Source organism: Exiguobacterium sp. SL-9 (assembly GCF_004336985.1).
GTDB lineage: Bacteria > Bacillota > Bacilli > Exiguobacteriales > Exiguobacteriaceae > Exiguobacterium.
On the sequence record NZ_SJUO01000003.1, the window covers coordinates 73084 to 94252 of the forward strand.

A 21169-nucleotide genomic window follows, 5' to 3' on the forward strand; every position below is an offset into this window, starting at 1 on the left:
GGAGGGGTTCGATGCACATCCAGTTGAAGCGCATCCATAAGTCGTTCGGTCCGGTCAGTGTATTGAAAGGCGTCGACTTCGAATTGTTACCCGGCGAAATTCATGCGTTGATGGGCGAAAATGGGGCCGGGAAGTCGACGCTCATGAAAGTCATGACCGGTCTTCACGCACAGGATGAAGGCGAAGTGGTCATCGATGGGGCCATACGTCAGTTTAAACATCCGAAAGAAGCCGAACGAGCAGGTATCGCTTTTATTCATCAGGAGTTGAACATACTACCGGAATTGACGGTGATGGAAAACTTGTTCCTTGGTCGAGAATTGACGGGTCCGTTCGGTGTCATCAAACAGCAAGAGATGAAACGACGGGCACGAGAGTACTTAGCGGAACTGAACGTGTTCATGGAAGTCGATGAGCTCGCCAAGAACTTGTCTGTCGGCCAACAACAGATGATCGAGATCACGAAGGCACTCATGACGGATGCGAAAGTCATCGTCATGGATGAGCCGACTGCCGCCTTGACCGACCGAGAGATTCGCGCGTTATTTTCGGTGTCGCGGGCGTTACGGGACCAAGGTGTATCCATCATCTATATCTCGCACCGGATGGAAGAAATCTTTGAACTGTGCGACCGCATCACCGTCCTCCGCGACGGGGTGTCAATTGGGACACACCGCATCGACGACACATCGTTTGAAGAAATCGTGAAAGAGATGGTCGGACGTGAGATTGGCGAACGGTATCCGGATCGCAACGCGACCATCGGAGACGTTGTCCTTGAAGTGGATGGATTGATAGGTAACCGGTTCCACAATGTCTCGTTCGACGTTCGGGCTGGTGAGATTGTCGGGTTCTCGGGACTCATGGGAGCCGGACGCACCGAGGTGATGCGCGCCTTGTTCGGAGCCGACCGGGCCAAAGCCGGCATCGTCAAATTGAACGGTACAGAAATCCGGATCAAGCAGCCAGTCGACGCCATCCGACACGGCATCGCCTTTTTGACGGAAGACCGGAAAGGCGAGGGGTTGCTCCTCGACTTCTCATTGCGCGAAAACCTATCGCTGCCGACGCTCGACAAACGAGCGAAAGGGACGATCATCTCGCGTCAAGCAGAGGAGCAGTTCGCGGACGGGTATTTGAAAAAACTGCGCGTCAAGCACCATTCGATGGAGCAAAAAGTGAAGTCGCTCTCGGGTGGGAACCAACAAAAAGTCGTCCTTGGTAAATGGCTCGGCGCCGAGCCGGACGTCTTGATTCTCGATGAACCGACGCGCGGTGTCGACGTCGGGGCGAAGAAAGAAATCTATACGATCATGAGTGAACTCGCTGAATCGGGTGTCGCCATCATCATGGTCTCGTCCGATTTACCTGAAGTGCTCGGGATGAGTGACCGGATTGTCGTCATGCGAGAAGGCGTCGTCACGGGGACGTTAACGAAAGACGAGGCGACGCAAGAAAAAGTCATGACATACGCGACAGGGGGACAATGATATGGAATTGAAAGCAGCGACTGCATTAGGGCGACCGCAAAAGCTTGGTTGGGGGCAAAAACTTGGACCGTTGTTCGGTTTGCTCGCCATCATCGTTGTGGTGACCGCGCTCGAGCCAGGTTTTCTCTCATTGAACAACATCTTTAACGTCTTACGCCAAGTCTCGATCAACGCGCTGATTGCGTTCGGGATGACGTTCGTCATTTTGACAGGCGGCATCGACTTGTCGGTCGGTTCGATCCTGGCGCTATCGTCGGCGTTTGTGGCCGGTATGATGGTCGATGGGCAACACGCGATTATGGCGATCGCACTTGGATTGATTGCCGGAGCTGTGCTCGGTGCATTCAACGGTGCCGTCATCACGTACGGAAAAGTCGCACCGTTCATCGCGACACTGGCGACGATGACGATTTACCGAGGCTTGACGCTCGTCTATACGGATGGTCGTCCGATTACCGGTTTAGGCGACTCGACGTGGTTCGAGATGCTCGGCCGTGGCTATTTCTGGATTATCCCGGTACCGGCGATTACGATGTTGATCGCGTTCGGCGTCCTCTATTTCATTTTGAAAAAGACGACGTTCGGTCGCCACACGTACGCGATCGGTGGCAACGAGGAAGCCGCTAAACTGATGGGCATCGGGGTCAATAAAGTCAAAGTCATGATTTACTCGTTGTCGGGTATGCTGGCAGCGCTCGCAGGAATTATCTTGACGTCGCGTCTCAACTCGGCCCAACCGACGGCCGGGACGTCATATGAACTTGACGCCATCGCGGCGGTCGTTCTCGGGGGAACGAGTCTTGCTGGAGGGCGTGGTTGGATTGTCGGGACGCTCATCGGGGCGCTCATTATCGGCACGTTGAACAACGGTTTGAACCTTCTTGGCGTCTCGTCATTTTTCCAACTCGTCGTCAAAGGGGCCGTCATTTTATTCGCGGTATTGCTCGATCGGAAACAAAACGCTTAATCATCGAAAGGGGAAACGGAAGATGAAAAAATGGACAGCTTGGCTACTCGTATTGACAATGGTCGTCATGGCGGCTTGTTCGACGGAACAACCGGGGACAAGTTCGGAGCAAGAGACAAAAGATGGGGACTTCAAAATCGGGCTCTCGATTTCGACACTAAATAACCCGTTCTTCGTCGCATTGAAAGACGGGGCGGAAGAAGAAGCGAAGCAACTCGACGCGACACTCACCGTGGCGGACGCTCAAAATGACGCGGCCAAACAAGTGAGCGACGTCGAAGACATGATTCAAAAAGGGATGGATTTGATTCTCATCAACCCGACCGATTCGGAAGCAGTCGGCGCGGCCGTTCAAAGTGCGAACGATGCGGGCATCCCGGTCATCACGGTCGACCGGAACGCCGAGTCAGGCGATGTCGTCGCACACGTGGCGTCAGATAACGTCGCTGGCGGAAAACTTGCTGGTGAGTACATGGTCGAACTCGTCGGCGAAGGTGGGAAAGTTATTGAACTTGAAGGGATTCCTGGGGCGTCAGCGACACGTGATCGCGGCCAAGGGTTTAACGAAGCAATCGATGGAAAGCTCGATGTCGTTGCCAAACAATCGGCGAACTTTGACCGCGCTCAAGGGTTGACGGTTATGGAGAATATCCTCCAAGACAATAAAGACATCGTCGCCGTATTCGCGCACAACGATGAAATGGCACTCGGTGCCGTGCAGGCGCTCAACAGTGCAGGATTGAAAGACGTGAAAGTCATCGGCTTTGATGCGACGGATGATGCGGTCAAGGCGGTCGAAGACGGAACGATGGCTGCGACGGTCGCTCAAAAACCGACCGAAATCGGAAAGCTCGGTGTCGAAGCCGCTGTGAACCACTTAAAAGGGGAGACAGTGGAAGAGAATATCCCAGTCGATCTCGAGTTAATTAAATAAATAGTCAGCAGACTCGATCTCTTCAGATTTTTTAATCGATTGAGAGCGAGTTTTTTTTATTCATAAATTGTGTAATAAGCATATTGAGTTGGGAAAAAATGAGTAAAAGATGCCTTATTAAGGGTATATTTAGAATAATTATATTCGAAAGGAGGAGTCGTTTCTCTTTTATGGAAACGCAACTTGTATGTATAAACTCAAACCGGTATTCAAGCATCGTATTTGGGGAGGACGTCAATTAGAGACGCTATTTGATTTTGAACTACCGCCAGGCGATATTGGTGAATGTTGGGGCGTTTCAGCTCATCCGAATGGCATGACGGTGTTTGAAGACGGTCCGTATATCGGTCAGACACTTGCACATCTATGGGAAACGGAACGACTTGCCTTATTCGGTCATTACCCGTTTGAGACCTTTCCTCTTCATATCAAACTGTTAGATGCACGCTCATATTTATCGGTACAGGTTCATCCGAATGATGAGCAAGCTCAAAAATTGGAGCAAGAAGAATTTGGAAAAGATGAGTGCTGGTATATAGTGGATGCAGAACCGGGTGCTGAAATCATTATTGGACACACATTCCGAATGAGGCAAGAGGTTTATACGTGCGTTGACAATAAAGAATGGGCGACTCGCTTAAAAAAGCGCTCCGTAAAGAAAGGAGATTTTATTTATATTCCTAGCGGTACGGTTCATGCACTTGGGCCAGGGATTGTACTTCTAGAAATTCAACAAACGAGCGATCGCACATACCGTCTTTATGATTTTGAACGAACGGATGATGCTGGTATGCTTCGCGAACTTCACATCGATAAAGCAATTGAAGTCATGACAATTCCGGAATTACAGACTCGTGATTTAATTCAAACAAATTTACCAGCTGAAAGAATGACAGAGCTCATTTCGAAACCAGCTTTTACGATTCGCCGATATCAAGTTGATGGCGCTTCGTTCGCGTTAGAACAATCTGAGACATTCCAATTATTATCTGTCCTCTCTGGACACGGGTACGTCCACAGTAAAGAGGGTGGGCGAAAAATCCAAGCGGGAGAACATTATTTTATCCCCAAGGGAAAAGGACCTCACTCGATTACTGGCCAGGTGGAAGTAATCACAAGTGAAATCCCCGTTCCAACGACACATCGCGTCACGACCGTCTATCCTGCGGGAGTGGCACAGCGCAAACGTCATCAAGTGTCTGCGTCTCCGAATGTTGCACCTCAATAAGAATAAGGTTTTCATGTGCTTTGAGCGTGTGGGCTGCTCCTTTTTTGATCGTAATGACATCCGTCGGTTTGGCTTCGAACGTTTGTCCATCGATGGTTACTACCGCACTTCCTTGTAAGATTGTCCAAATTGTATCTGTCATTTCGTGATAGTGATAACTCAATTCTTTGTCCGCATGTACAAACATTCGGCGTGTGACGCTGTAGTGACCGGAAGCAAGTGTTTCGTGATGAATCACTTCCGACTGGCCCCAACGTTTCCATTTAAATTTCGGATAATGATCTGAGGCAGCTAAATAATCTTTTAATTGAGGAGTCGATTCCTTGGTTGCTACTAAAATTCCATCGGCGTTCACTGCGACGACAAGATCATTTAAGCCGATTCCAAGCAACGGTAAATTCAATTCATTAATTACATGTGTATTTTCTGAATCAAACAATTCGACTTGACCGTGGCTTGTTTCAGTCATTTCCTCAGTTAATGTATTCCACGTTCCTAAATCTTTCCAATATCCGTTATATCGATGAACAAACACTGATTCAGCGTGTTCGACCACGGCATAATCAAACGAAGTTTTTTCAAGCTGATCATAATGTGGCGATAGTTCGCTATACGTGAGGGGGAGCTGTAATTCATTTAATTGGTCCAATAACGTGTGGAGTTTACAAGCGAACACCCCGCAGTTCCAAAGCGCACCTTGTTGAATAAGTGCTTTGGCGACCTCTACATCAGGTTTTTCTTGAAAGAGTCGTACGGATGAGACTTGTGTTGTTTCGTTCGGAACGATATATCCGTACTTTGAAGTCGGATGGAGTGGGGTAACCCCAATCAAATGAATCGCCCCGTTGCTCTGTTGAACAGCTTTGTCGATTTGCGGAAAATATTTAAAGAAACGTGTATCCACATAGGCGTCCACCGGCATAACTAAAATGGTCTCGTCCGAATCAATCTGTTGTTCATTTAAATAACTGGCGCCTAAAACGATAGCAGGGAACGTGTCGCGTCGACTAGGTTCCGTGATAATGTTTACTTCCGTCCCAATCTGATAAACAATGGCGTCCTGTTGCTGGGCATTCGTCAAAATATACGCGTCTTTTGCAAAATCCATATCGTTTAACTGTTGAAAGACACGTTCGATCATCGATTGCTTTGCACCATTCCCATCGTCTAACAGCCGGATAAATTGTTTGGAGTTGACATCATTTGAAAGTGGCCATAAACGCTTTCCGGATCCACCTGATAATAAGAGGAGTTTCATAGGCGAGACATCCTTTCTCATTTAAAATTATGGAGGTACTGATCATGGCAAACTATCTACTCGTCGAACCGCATGATGATACGAGAAAGACGTTGTCCCGTTTATTGACACAGCAAGGTGAAATTATGTTTGAAGCGACAGAAGCGACAGAAGCAGTAAACATTTTAAAAATGAGCGATATTGATGTTGTCATCACTGAGCTGAGATTGCCACAAACGGATGGAGTCGAGTTGTTGGCGTATATTAAGAAAAATTATCCGCTGATTCATCAGATTGTGTTGACGGATTATACGCATACGCATACGTTGATTGCCTCGGTGAACTATGGGAACGTTAAACGGATTATGACGAAGCCCATCAAAATCGATCAGTTTATGATACGAGTTATTCAAGACATTGGAAAAGAGGCCGTGAACTTAAAAACAAACAAGCATCGGGTCGCAGAACTGTTGACGAAGTTTTTAGATGATTTAGGACATGCATATTGTTTGTTTTATGAAAATGGTGAGGTAATCAGTGCAGAGAGCCTGATGGTTCCTTTCAATGCGCCTGAAACAAACGAAATGAAACGCTTTGCCATTCCGACACAGTATGGAGAATTTATTTTGTACCAGTCGCGGGGGCATTTTTCCCGAACTTATGGGTAATTAATTGATATACACCGACCCAAGTCAAACGAACATACATGTAGGCGACACCGATTGCTAAAATTGGATGTCGTCTATATTTTTTTAAGTTAGCCGAATGATACAAAACCGGCCTGAAAAAATACCAGCGCGAGATTGCTTTACGAAAGCCTCCTTCTTCTGTTTCAAGGGTTTGCGGCATGACCTGGAAGTAATATCTTTTCTTTTCGAGCAAATTGTGAAGTGTTACTTGTTTCTCGTTATGTTTGACAGACGTGAACGTTGCCCGTCGAATCGCCCCGCCGCTCTGGACGTAACGAATCGTGGGCTGTGTCTCTTCGAAACTAATCTGAGTCGGATTAATGCCACCAGATGCTTCATATGCCTCAATTCGCCAAAATCGAGCTGCCTCGATTGAACGCCGATCAATCTGTTCTTCAGGGATTTGGAACAAATTTCGTTCAAACACTTTTACTTTCGTGAAGAAATTATCATACGTGCTATATGCTTGTTCAGGAATGACTAGTGCGCCGACATCTTCGTTGTGTTGAAGATAAAGGACGCAACTGGTCAACAGACCCTCTGATAGCACCATGTCAGAGTCGATGACGTACAAAAAATCGATAGGCAGTGATTTAAGTTTCCCAATCGCTTCTTTACGAGCAATTCCACGTTCACCGTGTGGAAGTGGCAAGATGATAAAGCGGTCGTCGTCTTTGGTCAATTGACGCATGACGTCTACCGTATGATCGGTCGAGCCGTCATCTGCAATCACACAGACAAATGCTGCGGTTTGTCGTTGAATAGATTCAATAGTCTCGTTGATTATTTCTGCGTTACAGTATGTGGACATCGCAATTCCAATCATGAGGTTCTCCCTTCTTGAGTCGAAATATTAAGTTTTCGAGTGAGCCAATGCTCAAAACAAGAACCGGTACGACTCCATTGCAACGTTTTCGCAAATGCATGAGCATCGTGCCTCACACGCTCATAATGGCCTGAATCGTTTAAACAACGTCGCATCTCTAAGGCAAGCGCGTCTGGTGTGTTTTGCATCGTCATATAACCGAGTTTTCCGTATTGGACAGCGTCACGTAAACCAGGAGCATCATAGACGATGGTCGGTGTTCCGACGGCAGCTGCTTCACTTACAGTCAAGCCCCATCCTTCGCGTCGAGATGGAAAGAGTAAGGCCGTCGCTCGACTCATTCGTTCTAGCTTTTCTTCCTCACTGACAAAGCCGAAATAGTGAATGTCACGTTGAACCTCGCTCGGGATGAGCGGGTTGAGATGTTGTTCAACGTATGCCTCATTTTTCTTCCCGATAATCCATAGTTGAGCGGTCGGAAAATCACGTTTGATAGACAAAAAAGCTTTAAACGCGTCATCAATCCCTTTGTAAGCGGACATCCTTCCGACGTACAAAAATGTTGGATTCAATTCTTTCGAGCGCCATTTTGTTTCAGGCCATGGTGTGAAATTCAATCCTTCGGGTAATATTTCGATACGATGCGCGGGAATTCCGACATCAATCAAGTCATCGGCGGTCGATTGGCTTACCGTTAAAACATCGTTATGTTGATAGAGACGCAATCGTGTCGTTTCACTCAAAGCCCCGAGCCATGAGACAGGTGGCGAGAGATTGATTCGCCAAATTTCACGTGTCAATTGGTGGATAAATAACACACGTTTAGACGCTGGGACATAAAGTGGTGTGAAGTAGTGGTGTGTGTTCATTTGGTCAATGACAAGGTCGATTTGCTTTTCGTGTGATTTATAATATCGACGTGCCTCGACGATACTCGTTACATTCGTTCCTTTTCGAATGTAACGTACCCCATCCGTCCATTCCTCATCTTCTCTCCCTTCAATCTGCGGAGACAAATGGATGATATTAAATCGAGATGAAACATACTTCAACATTTCATGGGTGAATACTTCGGCGCCACCGGCATTTGGGTGATGGATATCTCGCCAAGAAAGGCAGAGTAAAGTAGGTTTCATCGTGATTCCTCCTTGAGCAGTTGATGCCGTTCATAGTTAAAGCGTGCACGTAGTAAGAGAGATCCGCCGAGTAAGACGACAGCTTGAGCGAGCAACCAGGTTTCAATGGATTGTCGGAATAAAAAGAGGGCTGTCAGGAAGACAATAAATAAAGCCCAATACCAACGTAAGTAACGATGATTTCGCGAAATGAACTGTAGCATCGCCTCGTACTGAACAATGATAATTCCGATATAAGTGAAAATCATATACCGGACGAAATAGCCGGCCTGGTCATATCCTTGACCGAAAAACAAAGGTACGATTGACGGAATCATGACATAATACGTCACGGTAACAATGACAAGTGCTGCAAGAAGCAACCGGAAAACAGTACGCTCAAAAGACAAAAAAGTAGGTGTTTCAGATGCCCGGCTAAGTCGAGGCAGAATAACTTGGAAAACAGAGAGGCAGACGAATAGGACGAGTTGACTGAAACGAAGACTGACCGAGTAGTCACCAACTAGGTCAGGAAAGAACAACGTGACGAGCAGGCTGTCAACCGAAAAAAATAACGTCATAACGATTTGAACGTGAATGAGCTGAAATAACCCGTGGAACTGTTTTTCACCAGTCGCTTCAGGGAAGTCAGCTTGTCTCGTACTCATGACATAGGTCAAAATCATTCCGATTAAAATCCCGATTAACGCTAACGTGATGTCTAACTGTTCAAGGAAAATCCAAGTGACCATTACTTTCGTGATGGCCTCTACATAGTAGGATAAGGTGAGCGCGTAAAACCGTTCATTCGCCTGTAAGACACCTCGTCGAAATGACACGAGAATGTGGAAAAACACCGTGACGAAAAGGAAAAAAAGGTTAATTCTAGATAAAGGAAGAATATATGGGATAAGTAAGAATAATACAACAGATATCGCTACAGCAAAAAGTAGAAGTGATCGTTGGATGTACCGATAATCGGTGGCAATTTGTTGCCCTAGATTTCTTGTGACAATCCATTGAACCGCGCTACCGATAATAAGTAGTAAGCCGAGGAGTGCGAGATAGGCATTCAATAGGCCATAATCTTGATTTGTCAGACCTCGTGCTAAAAAGAAGTGATAAGAGTAGTTGATAATATTCAGCAATGCGTCTAAAACGGGAAAAATGAGTAATATCGAGTAGCGGCTTATCATCACTTTCAATACAATCGCCTCTCTCTCTTAAATAACTGTTAAGGAGGACAATTCCAGATGGATAAAGGGAAAGTAGTTATTTTTACAGACCGAGAACGGAATATTCCCTATACATCAAGCATCCCACACTACGAATTGGTTCTGTCTGAATTAAATCGTAGTGAAGATCCAGTCATTTCACCCCACATTCGTGCTGTGAAAGATCAAGTGAAGGCTTATATTATTGACGTTACGAATCAGAGTAGAGGCATTGAAATCGTTTCAAAACTACGAAAGTACCATCCGCACGCCTCGATTATGTGGGTTGAAGATGTTATTCGACGTCATCGAGAGTTTCCCTTTAATCAACTGTTAGGTAATGGAATATTTAGAATATTTTATTACAGAAAAGAATATCCAGATGAATTGTTCGCTGAAATACAAAGTATTATCCATCCAGAATATTCAATAAAAAAAGGGACTGTAGCCTTTATATTACCAATTTTTAATGAAGAAAAACGGTTTTCACACATTCATGCTTTTTTGACTTCACTGACGAAGATGATTGAACGAAATTATTTACACAGTTCAATCTATTTTATTGATGATGCTTCTTCCGATCAATCAAAACGTCTATTGAATGAGTACCGGGATATCGTGATGAATGCGACCGATACACTATTTAAAATTGATTATTTGAAAATGTATGAGTTAGAGCAAAATACGAAAAAAGCCGGTCTTTTTATCGAAGGAATGACGCATATCTCGAGCGAATATTATGTGTTCGTCGATGCGGATAACTCCTTTAAAGTGGATGATATCGCGCAACTATTAAGTATTGCCGAGAACGATTATTATGATCTTGTCATCGGAACGAAAGATATGACGATTGAAGATCGAAATTTAATCAGAACGTTTGTCAGTTTTACGAAGCGGCTCATTACCAAACCGTTTTTACCGAAGGGCGTGTCCGATTCACAAACAGGTCTAAAAATCGTTAATCGTCGAGCGATTCCACGCTTGCTGCCTTATTTAAGTGCGACAAGCGGGTTTGCCATCGATTTAGAGATGATGTATGCCGCAAAAAAAGAGCGTTTGCGTGTGTATCAGCAACCGGTAACCTGTATTGAGCGTGAAGGGTCACATGTGGATTTGGTTAAAGATTCAATTGCTTTTCTTAAAACGATGGGATCACTCATCAGACGGCAACGGGCGTTGAATCGAACAAAGCGTTAAAGAGCTGATCGACTGAAAAAGAGGACGACCTTCAACAGTAAATTGTTGAAGGTCGTCCTCTTTTAAATGGACAACCATATACCGGATAAGCTTCATTCACAGTGATTTGGCCCAATTAGTCATTCGCTGAATCGCCTCTGGCTCGGGCGAAGTTTCTTCGGAGACGGCGAATAAATGGCTCTGGTTGACGTGCATTCCAATAAAAGACGAAAGACAGTGGGGTAGCCAACAACAGGAGGATCAAACCGATGAAAAAGACGGGACGTAACACGGCGATTACCTGTACATCGTTTTCAGAAGCTGTGTAAAGTTGCGTCACGCCGTTCAAAGCAATCTCTCCCCGCTGTGAAATCCCGTCCGCCGTCAGTCGAAAGAGCGGCGAGGGGGAATCATTCAATGTGAAGCGACCTAGTGCTTCGTCATGCGTGACTTGTCGTTTCATCAAATTGCGCTTTACATCTAAGGCCACAGGCTTTGTAGAAGAAAAGAGTGGCCGTTCCGTTATTTCCTCGACCATGACTTGATCTGTCAACATGAGATGGTCATAGCGGACGACGTTTAAATTCTTCATTTCGAGCCGTCCCGCTGTCTCGATATTTCCTCGTGCCCAAATATGAAGTTGCATCGAAGTGGTACCTTCTGGTGGAATCAAAATTTGCTCGTATCGATTCCATTCGGATTTACGATTTTCCTCGACCTCACTGATGAAGTCGGTACCGATGACGCGTCGTTGTTCGTCGAGGTAATACATTTTCACGTGACGATTTCGAACCGCTTCACTTCGTGCCTCGAATTCAACTAAGTATTCTCGATTAGGTAAGGCTTCGATTTGTTCAGAGGCAAATATATACCAGTCACAAGAGCATGTCGGTTCATAGGTGGCGACGAACGTGTCATTTTGAAGCGTCGCTTCGTACATGTCTTGTGTAATGGAGACGCACGTTGCACATGTTGCAGCTGCTTCGGGAGTGGCGAGCGGTTCGGTCACAACGATTTCATTCGGATCAAACTTTCGTAGATCTGCCAATTCGATGCGTGTAGGAACGGCGCTATCCACTGAAATTTCGAGCGTATAATGACCTGCCTTGAGCTTCACATCCGAAAGGGTCCAGCGCTTCAACGATTGATGAACGTCGTCGAGTGATTGTAACGCGTAAGGAAAGTCACGACGAAGCGAATCGTAGGTGACGGTTTGTTCGCCGATTTTCGTTTTCACATCAGGCAATTGACGAATTGCTTCAGTATCAACGGTTTGCTCATAAACAATGTCTCTTTCTTTCAAAAGACGTAATCGAACGGTGCCGTCTGCTGACAAAGGTGGCGTCAAGTTGAGATGAAGGCGATACGTACCGTTTTCCGCGAGATCGATGGACCGTTTTAATGTTCCGGACGTCAGCGACACGCCTTTCCCTAAACTGAATGACGGATAATTTCGCTCGGATTGAATGGTTCCAGCATAATCAAAGTCTTGTTCAGCCTCGAGCACCATAAACGTATTCGTCTGTTCGAGCTCGTTCTTCAATGACTGTTGAAGCGATGTCCATTCGTCTTCTGGGACGAGAACGATATTTTGCACGGCATTGAATCCAACCGTATTCTCGACGGTGATGGTTGTCGATTCTGACTCAATATCATATGTGCCGAGTGGAATCCATTCGAGTCGAGCACCACTTTGACGCTTCGTATCGACCACTTTATGCTCTTGATTGATTTGAAAATCAAGTTGTCCACCGCTTTGATTTAGCAATACACGTGCAAATCCGATATAACGGCCGGGTGGTGGATCTTTTGTGATTGAGAAAGTGTTTGGAATCATATGTGACTCAAAGCTCTCGATTTGAATGTCGTGAATCCACCAAAACGTTTTACGCTCGGGTTTTTGGTAACTCAATAAATCAATTCGCATCATTTTCGCCGCTTTTGGTGTCACATATTCGCCTCGTAAATGAATTCCGTCCAAATTCCCGGAGTCACGAGGTGCGACGACATAGGTCTGGTCAATCTCTTCACCGGATTCGTCAAAGAAACGTACTTTGACATGAAGCCGATCAACACCACGACCAGAAGCGACAATATTGAAACGATAGGCATTATTCGGCAAAGCTGGCAATAATCCAGACTTGGCAACTTGCCAAATATAGTTCGGGTCACCTTTGGCGACTTCTGCCTGTAGAAGGGGAAGTGTGTTATCCGACGAGATTGGATTTGGAGACAGTTCGATGACATCTGGATTGTCCGCTTTAAAAAATGTTTCGTCCTCAAGCATGGAGTTGAATGATGCGACTTGTTTTGTCGGCAAATCATTCAATGCGTACGGCGGGGCGTCGATTCGCGCTGAAGCGAACGAAAGTCCGACACCATCCCCGTAATCGAGATCGAATGCGGGATCTTTCACACCCTGTGTCTGTAGGTACCAACGCCAATCATTGTTAGCGAAGAGCGTTTTCCCCCATGTCAAAAACGGATTAGCAGAGTCAATCGCTTCGAATGGCTTCCAATAATACAGATCAGATACTTGGCTCAACAGCATGTCTTTTTGTTCAATCATCTCGATGGCATCTCCGGGACGTAACCATGTAAAGTCATCACTATGTTGTTGGGTCGTGTATAAAATAGATTGCTTCCCTTGTTCGTACTGAGGAAGTGCCGCATACGAGATGGAGCGTTCGAGACCGTATGGCGTAACGATGAGCTGTGGGACAGTTCGGTCCGGGAGCGGAGCAACGACATCAAATAATGTGAACAGTCCGATTTGTTTTGTTTTTAGCAAATTCTGCTGGAGTTCAAGCATCTCCAAATTAAACTGTTGACGCTCGTCCATTCCTAAATATTCATCTCGATACGCAAACTGATCGACGCCGAATACGTTGATTAAATGACTTGCTTCATCGGAACGTCCCGTATCAAGAAGGTACTGTAACAGGGAGAACAAATATCGAATCGCGGGTGTCGAAGCTTCATGATGGAAGACGGTGTTTTGGCGTGAACTGTACACCTGAAAGTCACCGGTCGGTTTTGCTGTCTCACCGAGTGCTGGATTTTGGTTCCATTCGGGTGTCGCGACACCAGTGATTGGCTGAATCATTTCATCTGCAATCGGGAACTGGAGCCACTTCCCTTCAATCTCATTTTGAACGAGCGCATATTCTTTTGGAACGTCCACTGGTTTATAAAATCCCTCCATATAAACGGCACGATACGGATAGATGAACAATGTCAAAGCTAAAAAGCTACCGAATAACAACGCTCCACGATAAAGCGGGCGCGGAATTGTTTTGGACTGACGCGCATCTAGCATGCCGAGCCCGAGCGCAAGCAGTAAACTGTAGCTTACGACAAGTAAGCCGACAAGTTTGTTCGGGTCACGGAACATAGGTCCTATGAGTGGAGTATACGTGACAAGAGCCACGAATCCAGGTGCGACCCATTCATACGTTCCGGTCGCAAACACAATCAAACCGATGGCAAGCAAACCAAAAAACAGATGAATCGGTCGTTTATAGCTTCCGATGAGCCCAATTCCGATAATCAGTAACAAGATGCCACCTGCGATCCAAAACGAGAGAGGTAACGTGTGCAGGTCAAACATCGGCCACCAATAACTAATCGTATACAGAACGTTTTCAACCGATGAATGGCGACTGAACAGCATGAGCGTTTCCGTGACATTAATATTATGTTGGGACGCTTGAGCACCAAAGAGAATCGATCCCACATACATGAAAAACCAGTACCCGTTGAATAAAATAAAGACGATCCCGAGAGCCGTGATGAGTCGAAGATAATAAGATACGAGCGAGCGTACGCGTAATGATTTGCGCTCTGTCCACCACGTTTTTAATAGAATGAGGATGAACATAATGCCCATGTAGAGTGCTGAGAAGAAGAAATAATGAATCCCGGCCGACATGAACATGAAGATCACTGACAAACCGACAGCATCCAACCAAATACGAGGGGATAGGCGCTGCTCGAACGAAAAATTGGTGTCCAATTGTCGTCGGAATTTCGGGTCGAACAAGTTAAAAAATAGCAAAAGAGCAAATGGGAACAACGCGTATCCACACAATAAATAAATGTGCTGAATACGTGTGATGATCCATGGGTTTAACGCATAAAATAATCCGGCGAGTGTGAACGACATGAGTGTCATCAAGTGGAAATGTTTGGTGATATAAATGGAGTGAAGTCGTTTCACAAGCGCATACATGCTCAAGGCGGACAAGACGAGTAGGAGCAGGATGAACGATTTCACTAATAACGGACCTGAGGCGCCGAACAGCAAACTGATGCCATAAAGTGGTGCGATGAAAATCAGTCTGGGTACGTTCAACAAAGTAGTCGTACTCCAACGCTCATTCCATGCCCCGAAGATTTCTTCGATATAGCGCTCGGAAGATAGACCGAAGGCGATGTCACTAAAGACAACCATTCCAGGGGAAAATAATGGATAGGCATAGATGACGATACACCCAATCATGATAGTCAGGGCGATGAGGTCGTAACGATACGTATGCAGTTGACTTCGAATGCTAGATGGGATACGACGCAAATCAGGTTTGCCCCCTTTCAAAAAGCGTATGTCACCTATTTCGCCAAACGTTGTCCTATCCCTCTCTATAAAAAAGAGACAACCGGTTTGGCTGTCTCTTTAGGTGAGGTGACGCAATAGTGCGCGCACCGGACTCCCGTCACCTTTGACAATCGGGAGCGGCACGGCGTTCAATTCGTAATCGCCGGGTGCGATATGGTCGAGGACGAGCCCCTCGAGAATATGGACGCCGTTCCGGGCGAGCGCATGATGCGTCGCCATCTCTTTACTGTCGATCGCGTCGACCGAGGGCAAATCGAGACCGATTAAATAAATCCCAAGTTCACCGAGGCGATCGGCGAGCGATGGCGTGAGTTCAGGGATGCGGCTCGGAAATTCTTGTTTATTCGGCCAGCCGTCGGTCTTTAAAATCAACCGCTCGACGCCGGTCAAGTCAAAACCGTCCAAGTCTGTCGCCTCGATGCGTTCACGGCCGGGCAGATGGATGACTCGGGCCGGGCCGATATAGAGACCGGGATCAAGGTCGATGACGCGCTGTCCGGCGTCGTCGAAATGGAACGGGGCATCGATATGCGTCCCGGTATGCAGGCTCATCGTCACTTTCCCGACGTTGACCGAACCGCTGTCGGCCATCGGCCAAGCGATTTCGTAACGGAACGTCGTGTCACCTGGCCATGTCGTGATTGAATCTTCGAGCGGTTGCGAAACATCAATCCATGTCATCGTGTTCGTCCTCCTCACAGTTTTGTCCGGACGGTCCAAAGTTCAGGGAAGAAGCGGTGGTCGAGGACGCGTCGCAAATAGTTGACGCCGGACGAGCCGCCGGTTCCCATCTTTTGACCGATAATTCGCTCGACCGTGCTCATATGATTGAAGCGCCACATCTGTTGTTGGCTGCCGATATCAAGCAATTTCTCGCCGAGCTCGTACAAGTCCCAATACTTGTCGACGTCACGATACACTTCGGCCCAAGCCGCTTCGACGCTTTCATTCCATTCCCAGTCTGTCGTCACGTCCCGGTTGAGTACGGCGTCATCGATGGCAAGACCACGGCGATGCATTTCGCGGACGGTCATGTCATAGATGCTCGGTGCTTGAAGCGACGTTTCGAGAAGCGGATATAGTTTCTCGTCATGCGCATAGACGCTGAGCGTGCGCGCGTTTTTAAAGCCGAGCGCGAACTCGATTTGGCGGTTTTGGTACGATTGGAAGCCTGACGATGAACCGAGTTTGTCTCGGAACTCCAAATACTCGGCCGGGGTCAATGTCGCGAGGACGCTCCACGACTGGATGAGCTGTTGTTGAATTTTCGAGACGCGGGCGAGCATCTTGAATGAACGCTCGAGCTCGCTAGTCTCGATGGCGGTAACGGCCGCGGTCAGTTCGTGCAAAATCAATTTCATCCATAGTTCACTCGTCTGATGGATGATGATGAACAACATCTCGTCGTGATGGTCCGACAGGCGGTGCTGACTCGATAAGATTGGATCGAGTTGCAAATAGTCCCCATACGACATGTCTTTCGAAAAGTCTGTCTGAATCGATTGCTCGACGTTGTGTTCAATCCGTTCACTCATATTGATTCTCCTTAGGCCACGACTTCGCGGACGTTCTCGAACGCCTCGTATTCTTTGTTTTCCATGATTGTCCGTAACGTCATCACGACGTCATACACATCGGTGAACGTGTTATACAGGGCGACCGGTGCCAAACGGATGATGTTCGGGGCCCGGAAGTCCGGAATGACGCGATGTTGTTTGAGCGCTTTACAGATGCGGGCCGCCTCGGGGTGTTCGAGACTCAAATGGGCACCACGCTGTGTCTCGTTACGTGGACTGCCGATGACGAAGCCGTACGGTGCGAGCACTTCGTCAATCAGTGCGGCCATATACGTCGTCAAAGCGAGCGATTTCTCGCGGATGGCGTCCATCCCGATCTCGTTGAACATCTCGAGCGCACCGAGTTGCGGAGCAAGGCTCAAGACGTGTGGGGTCCCGATTTGGAACGCGCCGGCATCATCGGCCGGTGTCATCGTGTGATCCATATCGAACTGTTTGTCTTTACGTGAACCGAACCAACCAGCCAAGCCCGGCGTCGTCCCGAAATGACGTTCATGGACGAACAGACCGCCGACGCTGCCCGGTCCGCCATTCAAATGCTTATAGTTGCACCAGTAGGCGAAATCGACGCCCCAGTCGTGGAACGCGTGCGGGATGGCGCCGACCGAGTGACAGGCGTCAAAACCAATCAAAATAGCACGTTCATGTGCTGCTTTGGCGAGGCGCGCCATATCGAGAATCTGTCCGCTTCGATAGAGGACGGTCGGTAAGACGATGAGGGCGATATCATCTGTCATCGCCGCGATGATGTCGTCTTCATTTAAATAACGTCCATCTCGGCTCGGTACTTGCACCAAATGTTCGGCCGGGTCGAGTCCGCGGAGCTCGAGTTGACTCTTTAAGGCGTAAATGTCAGATGGGAATGTGAGCGTGTCGGCTAAAATCTTCGTCCGCTTGCCTTCCGGTTTAAAGAACGAAGCGACGAGTTGGTGCAAGTTGACCGTCGTCGACCCGGTGACCATCACTTCTTCGGCTCTCGCTCCGATGAGCGGGGCGTTGAGCGCGGCCAATCGTTCTGACAAGTTGAACCATGGGTGGCGTCCCGACATCCAACCATCAATCCCGAGCTCTTTCCAATCGTTCAGCGATTCAAGGAGCGTCTGCTCGGCCCGTTTTGATAACAGACCGAGCGAGTTCCCGTCCATATAAATTCCGTCTTGCGGCAAATAAAATTCTCCCCGGTATGGTGCGAGCGAATCGCTGGCGTCGCGTGTTTCCGCGTACGCTCGTGTGAAATCTTGAGCCATATCATTTCCCCCTTTGACTTGCGTGTCATGCTGACAAAAGCGTAGCAATCGCCTTTGCACGTGTCAATATGAAGGAACGCATCCTCAAAAGAAAAGGCCGCCTTTGCGGCGACCAGCATCCTTATTTGATTTTACGGACGTTCTCTTTTCGTAACAGGCTGAACAACGTGTACACCATCAAGATGAGGATGACGGTGAACGGGAGGGCCGAGATGAGCGAGGCTGTCTGCAACCCTTCGAGCCCACTCGCAATCAGTAGAACGGCGGCGATCCCACCGAGCAAGATTCCCCAGACAATCCGGACGCTGAGCGGCGGGTTCAAACTTCCGTTCGTTGTCATACTGCTGATGATGTACGTCGCCGAATCGGCCGACGTAATCAAGAAGGTGAGAATCAACAGAATCGACAGGACGGATAAAATGAAGCTAAACGGCAGTTCGGCGAACGTGACGAATAAAGCGCTCGTCACATCTGCGTCGACAGCTTGTGCAATCGATGTCCCTTCGAATAAGTCGAGGTGGAGGGCCGTTCCACCGAACACGGCAATCCACAAGAGCGCGATCAATGGCGGCACGATGAGAACGCCGACGATGAACTCACGAATTGTTCGACCACGTGAGACGCGAGCGACGAACGCACCGACAAACGGCGACCAGGCGATGGCCCATGCCCAGTAGAAGATGGTCCAATCACGCACCCACGTCCCTTGCTGGTATGGTTGCAGGCGGAGACTATAGCGGATAAAGTTCTGTAAGTAATCACCTAATCCGAGCGTGAACGTCTCTAAAATAAAGATGGTCGGTCCGGCGAAGAACACAAACACCATCAACACGAGAGCGGTCCCGAGATTGATGTTACTGAGCCATTTGATGCCGCGGTCGAGACCGGTCGTCGTCGATGTCAAAAACAAGACGGTCAGGACGACGATAATCAACACTTGGACGAGTGCCGTGTTCGGCAACCCGAAGACACTGTTCAATCCGCCGTTGATTTGGAGCACACCGAGACCGAGTGACGTGGCGACACCCATGACGGTCGCAATGACGGCTAAAATATCAATCGTTTGATTGAGCGGCTGTTTGTAAGGTCGGTCTTTGATGAGCGGAGAGAGGCTCGTCGAGATGAGACCGTCCGCATTTCGGCGAAATTGGAAATACGCGATAATCAAGCCGACGATGGCGAAAACGGACCATTGGCTGACACCCCAATGGAAGAAGGAATAGGCCATGGCCAATCGAGCCCCTTCGACGGTCAGCTCGGTCGTATCCGCATATGGAGGGGTGATGAAATGACTCATTGGTTCGGCAACACCCCAAAAGACGAGCCCGACCCCGAAGCCAGCGGAAAATAGCATCCCGATCCAAGTGAAGAACGGATACTGTGGACGGTCCTGGTCTTTCCCGAGTCGAATCTTCCCATACTTGCTGAACGCGAGAAAGATGAGGAAGACGACGAACAAAAAGACGGCAAGTAAATAAAACCAACCGAACGATTGGGTTGTGAAGTTGAAGATGTTTCCGGCGATCGTCGCGAACAACGTCGGTCGAATCGCACCGAAAAGGACGAGGAGAGCGATGAGACTCGCCGAAATGTAGAACACGCGATTCAAGCGTGGTTTTTCAGGTGAAGTGTTCATGAGGACTCCTTTCCAGACGCACAAATTATTATTTAGAGCTAATAAATATTTCCCTATTTGGGTGAAAGGAAAACGCCTATATGCCAGAAGGGTATCTTCTTTGCGTTGAGATGCATGAATTCGGGGAATGGGATGATGAGACGAGCTTGAAAGGAGATTGGAATGATGAAATTGATTGCCATCGATTTAGACGGGACGCTATTGTCTCGAACAGGTATCATCACAGAAGCAAACCAAGAGGCGATTCGACGTCGCCAAGCAAAAGGTGACTTGGTCGCCATCTCGTCAGGACGCTCGATTCACGATATCGAAGAGTTGTTGAAACGGAGCGACTTGACGTGTCCGATTCTTTCTGGGAACGGAGCCATCGCGTTTTATGAAAATGAACGGATTTATTATCACGCGCTCCCGAAAGACGTCGTACAGGAGTTATGGGACGTGGCCCATGAGCACGGGGCGTATGTTGAATTTTATACGAACGCCGGGGTGAAAGTGCTCCGTTCGGGCACCGATTTGTTGAAGGGCGAATTGGATGAGGTGTTACCACACGATCAATCGTTCACGCGGGAGTGGGGCGAGCGAGAGATTGAAATTCAAAACGAACAGTATGGGTTGACGTACGTTGATGCGATCGAGGAAATCGACTTCGAGGCCGACGAAGTGTACAAAGTGTTCGTTTATTCGTTCGACCGACGTAAGTTGCACGAGCTTCGGAAGCTGTATGAACCTCGGACTGATATTTTGATCACGACGGCCGGATGGACGAAAATCGAGATCGGGCATCCGAACGCGAGTAAGGGTATGGCCTTGACGCAGTTGGCGGAGCATCACGGTATTTCGCAATCAGACATCGTGGCCATCGGCGATAATTTGAATGATATCTCGATGTTCGAAGTGGCAGAAACGAGAATCGCGATGGGAAACGCCGTCGATCCGTTAAAAGACATCAGCACTCATATCACGAAAGATGTAGAGGACGACGGGGTCGCTTATGCACTCGACCATTATATCGACAACTGAATTTTGGAGAAATGGTGAACAGGGATTCGACGACACGTAAAACGGTTAATGTATAAGTGTAGTCCTCATTCACGTGTTGAGCTGAAAGGGGGCAACGGATGAAACGAAGATTCAATCGTTGTTTGACTGAGGCCGGCTCGGTGAAACGAGAGACAAGTAGGTAGATAGATCGGCTGACTAGATCGCCCTCCTGATTAA

The 21169-nt window shown here is 47.8% G+C and carries 16 protein-coding genes; 7 read left to right on the forward strand and 9 right to left on the reverse strand.

Annotated elements, in window-relative coordinates; translation table 11 throughout:
* Nucleotides 1–11: 11 nt before the first annotated feature.
* From EVJ34_RS08995 to EVJ34_RS09010, 4 genes are all read left to right on the forward strand, one after another.
* Nucleotides 12–1490: a sugar ABC transporter ATP-binding protein gene (locus EVJ34_RS08995; RefSeq protein WP_131485366.1), complete on the forward strand. Its 1479-nt coding sequence runs from the start codon at nucleotides 12–14 to the stop codon at nucleotides 1488–1490.
* Between the two features lies 1 nt (nucleotide 1491).
* The gene (locus EVJ34_RS09000) at nucleotides 1492–2457 is read left to right on the forward strand and encodes an ABC transporter permease subunit (protein WP_131436005.1); all 966 of its coding nucleotides are present in this window, start codon (nucleotides 1492–1494) and stop codon (nucleotides 2455–2457) included.
* A gap of 22 nt (nucleotides 2458–2479) precedes the next feature.
* The gene (rbsB, locus tag EVJ34_RS09005; RefSeq protein WP_131485367.1) at nucleotides 2480–3391 is read left to right on the forward strand and encodes a ribose ABC transporter substrate-binding protein RbsB; all 912 of its coding nucleotides are present in this window, start codon (nucleotides 2480–2482) and stop codon (nucleotides 3389–3391) included.
* 187 nt (nucleotides 3392–3578) lie between these two features.
* On the forward strand, nucleotides 3579–4619 hold the full coding sequence (locus EVJ34_RS09010) for a type I phosphomannose isomerase catalytic subunit (RefSeq protein ID WP_131485368.1): 1041 nt from the start codon (nucleotides 3579–3581) through the stop codon (nucleotides 4617–4619).
* Here EVJ34_RS09010 and EVJ34_RS09015 read toward each other — a convergent pair.
* Nucleotides 4540–5877 (reverse strand): sugar phosphate nucleotidyltransferase, encoded by a 1338-nt coding sequence (locus EVJ34_RS09015; protein WP_161566914.1) that lies wholly within the window; start codon nucleotides 5875–5877, stop codon nucleotides 4540–4542. The genes EVJ34_RS09010 and EVJ34_RS09015 overlap by 80 nt on opposite strands.
* 44 nt (nucleotides 5878–5921) lie before the next feature.
* Here EVJ34_RS09015 and EVJ34_RS09020 point away from each other — a divergent pair, with 44 nt between their 5' ends.
* Nucleotides 5922–6524, forward strand: coding sequence for a response regulator (locus tag EVJ34_RS09020; protein WP_161568899.1), 603 nt, complete (start codon nucleotides 5922–5924; stop codon nucleotides 6522–6524).
* On the opposite strand, the gene EVJ34_RS09025 is transcribed toward EVJ34_RS09020, so the two are convergent.
* Genes EVJ34_RS09025 through EVJ34_RS09035 form a run of 3 tightly spaced genes read right to left on the reverse strand, consistent with a single transcriptional unit; the run spans nucleotide 6478 to nucleotide 9682 of the window.
* On the reverse strand, nucleotides 6478–7371 hold the full coding sequence (locus tag EVJ34_RS09025; protein ID WP_131435995.1) for a glycosyltransferase family 2 protein: 894 nt from the start codon (nucleotides 7369–7371) through the stop codon (nucleotides 6478–6480). The genes EVJ34_RS09020 and EVJ34_RS09025 overlap by 47 nt on opposite strands.
* On the reverse strand, nucleotides 7368–8507 hold the full coding sequence (locus EVJ34_RS09030) for a glycosyltransferase family 4 protein (RefSeq protein WP_131435994.1): 1140 nt from the start codon (nucleotides 8505–8507) through the stop codon (nucleotides 7368–7370). The genes EVJ34_RS09025 and EVJ34_RS09030 overlap by 4 nt, the downstream gene beginning before the upstream one ends.
* Nucleotides 8504–9682, reverse strand: a complete 1179-nt coding sequence (locus tag EVJ34_RS09035) for a lipopolysaccharide biosynthesis protein (RefSeq protein WP_330857567.1) — start codon at nucleotides 9680–9682, stop codon at nucleotides 8504–8506. Before EVJ34_RS09035 ends, EVJ34_RS09030 begins: the two co-directional genes overlap by 4 nt.
* 57 nt (nucleotides 9683–9739) lie before the next feature.
* Here EVJ34_RS09035 and EVJ34_RS09040 point away from each other — a divergent pair, with 57 nt between their 5' ends.
* Nucleotides 9740–10897: a glycosyltransferase gene (locus EVJ34_RS09040; RefSeq protein WP_131435990.1), complete on the forward strand. Its 1158-nt coding sequence runs from the start codon at nucleotides 9740–9742 to the stop codon at nucleotides 10895–10897.
* A gap of 115 nt (nucleotides 10898–11012) precedes the next feature.
* Here EVJ34_RS09040 and EVJ34_RS09045 read toward each other — a convergent pair whose 3' ends face one another.
* The 5 genes from EVJ34_RS09045 to EVJ34_RS09065 all read right to left on the reverse strand — a co-directional run bounded on the left by EVJ34_RS09045 (nucleotide 11013) and on the right by EVJ34_RS09065 (nucleotide 19951).
* Nucleotides 11013–15449: a hypothetical protein gene (locus EVJ34_RS09045; RefSeq protein ID WP_131485370.1), complete on the reverse strand. Its 4437-nt coding sequence runs from the start codon at nucleotides 15447–15449 to the stop codon at nucleotides 11013–11015.
* 99 nt (nucleotides 15450–15548) lie between these two features.
* Complete coding sequence (gene kynB, locus EVJ34_RS09050) at nucleotides 15549–16172, reverse strand: arylformamidase (protein WP_131485371.1); 624 nt, start codon at nucleotides 16170–16172, stop codon at nucleotides 15549–15551.
* Nucleotides 16173–16186: 14 nt separating this feature from the next.
* Nucleotides 16187–17026: a tryptophan 2,3-dioxygenase gene (kynA, locus tag EVJ34_RS09055; protein WP_131435984.1), complete on the reverse strand. Its 840-nt coding sequence runs from the start codon at nucleotides 17024–17026 to the stop codon at nucleotides 16187–16189.
* 11 nt (nucleotides 17027–17037) lie between these two features.
* Nucleotides 17038–18315, reverse strand: a complete 1278-nt coding sequence (kynU, locus tag EVJ34_RS09060) for a kynureninase (RefSeq protein ID WP_131435982.1) — start codon at nucleotides 18313–18315, stop codon at nucleotides 17038–17040.
* A 121-nt stretch (nucleotides 18316–18436) separates the two neighbouring features.
* Nucleotides 18437–19951 (reverse strand): glycine betaine uptake BCCT transporter, encoded by a 1515-nt coding sequence (locus EVJ34_RS09065; RefSeq protein ID WP_131485372.1) that lies wholly within the window; start codon nucleotides 19949–19951, stop codon nucleotides 18437–18439.
* Nucleotides 19952–20113: 162 nt separating this feature from the next.
* On the opposite strand from EVJ34_RS09065, the gene EVJ34_RS09070 reads away from it, so the two are divergent.
* Nucleotides 20114–20971 (forward strand): HAD family hydrolase, encoded by an 858-nt coding sequence (locus EVJ34_RS09070; protein WP_236634567.1) that lies wholly within the window; start codon nucleotides 20114–20116, stop codon nucleotides 20969–20971.
* Nucleotides 20972–21169 lie beyond the last annotated feature (198 nt).

What these genes read in the sequence shown, in the direction of transcription:
- EVJ34_RS09040 (WP_131435990.1), top strand. Translation starts at nt 9,740, where the DNA reads ATGGATAAAGGGAAAGTAGTTATTTTTACAGACCGAGAACGGAATATT.
- EVJ34_RS09030 (WP_131435994.1), bottom strand. Translation starts at nt 8,507, where the DNA reads ATGAAACCTACTTTACTCTGCCTTTCTTGGCGAGATATCCATCACCCA.
- EVJ34_RS09070 (WP_236634567.1), top strand. Translation starts at nt 20,114, where the DNA reads ATGATGAAATTGATTGCCATCGATTTAGACGGGACGCTATTGTCTCGA.
- kynA (WP_131435984.1), bottom strand. Translation starts at nt 17,026, where the DNA reads ATGAGTGAACGGATTGAACACAACGTCGAGCAATCGATTCAGACAGAC.
- EVJ34_RS09025 (WP_131435995.1), bottom strand. Translation starts at nt 7,371, where the DNA reads ATGATTGGAATTGCGATGTCCACATACTGTAACGCAGAAATAATCAAC.
- EVJ34_RS09020 (WP_161568899.1), top strand. Translation starts at nt 5,922, where the DNA reads ATGGCAAACTATCTACTCGTCGAACCGCATGATGATACGAGAAAGACG.
- EVJ34_RS09010 (WP_131485368.1), top strand. Translation starts at nt 3,579, where the DNA reads ATGTATAAACTCAAACCGGTATTCAAGCATCGTATTTGGGGAGGACGT.
- EVJ34_RS09000 (WP_131436005.1), top strand. Translation starts at nt 1,492, where the DNA reads ATGGAATTGAAAGCAGCGACTGCATTAGGGCGACCGCAAAAGCTTGGT.
- EVJ34_RS08995 (WP_131485366.1), top strand. Translation starts at nt 12, where the DNA reads ATGCACATCCAGTTGAAGCGCATCCATAAGTCGTTCGGTCCGGTCAGT.
- kynU (WP_131435982.1), bottom strand. Translation starts at nt 18,315, where the DNA reads ATGGCTCAAGATTTCACACGAGCGTACGCGGAAACACGCGACGCCAGC.
- EVJ34_RS09015 (WP_161566914.1), bottom strand. Translation starts at nt 5,877, where the DNA reads ATGAAACTCCTCTTATTATCAGGTGGATCCGGAAAGCGTTTATGGCCA.
- EVJ34_RS09065 (WP_131485372.1), bottom strand. Translation starts at nt 19,951, where the DNA reads ATGAACACTTCACCTGAAAAACCACGCTTGAATCGCGTGTTCTACATT.
- rbsB (WP_131485367.1), top strand. Translation starts at nt 2,480, where the DNA reads ATGAAAAAATGGACAGCTTGGCTACTCGTATTGACAATGGTCGTCATG.
- EVJ34_RS09035 (WP_330857567.1), bottom strand. Translation starts at nt 9,682, where the DNA reads ATGATAAGCCGCTACTCGATATTACTCATTTTTCCCGTTTTAGACGCA.
- kynB (WP_131485371.1), bottom strand. Translation starts at nt 16,172, where the DNA reads ATGACATGGATTGATGTTTCGCAACCGCTCGAAGATTCAATCACGACA.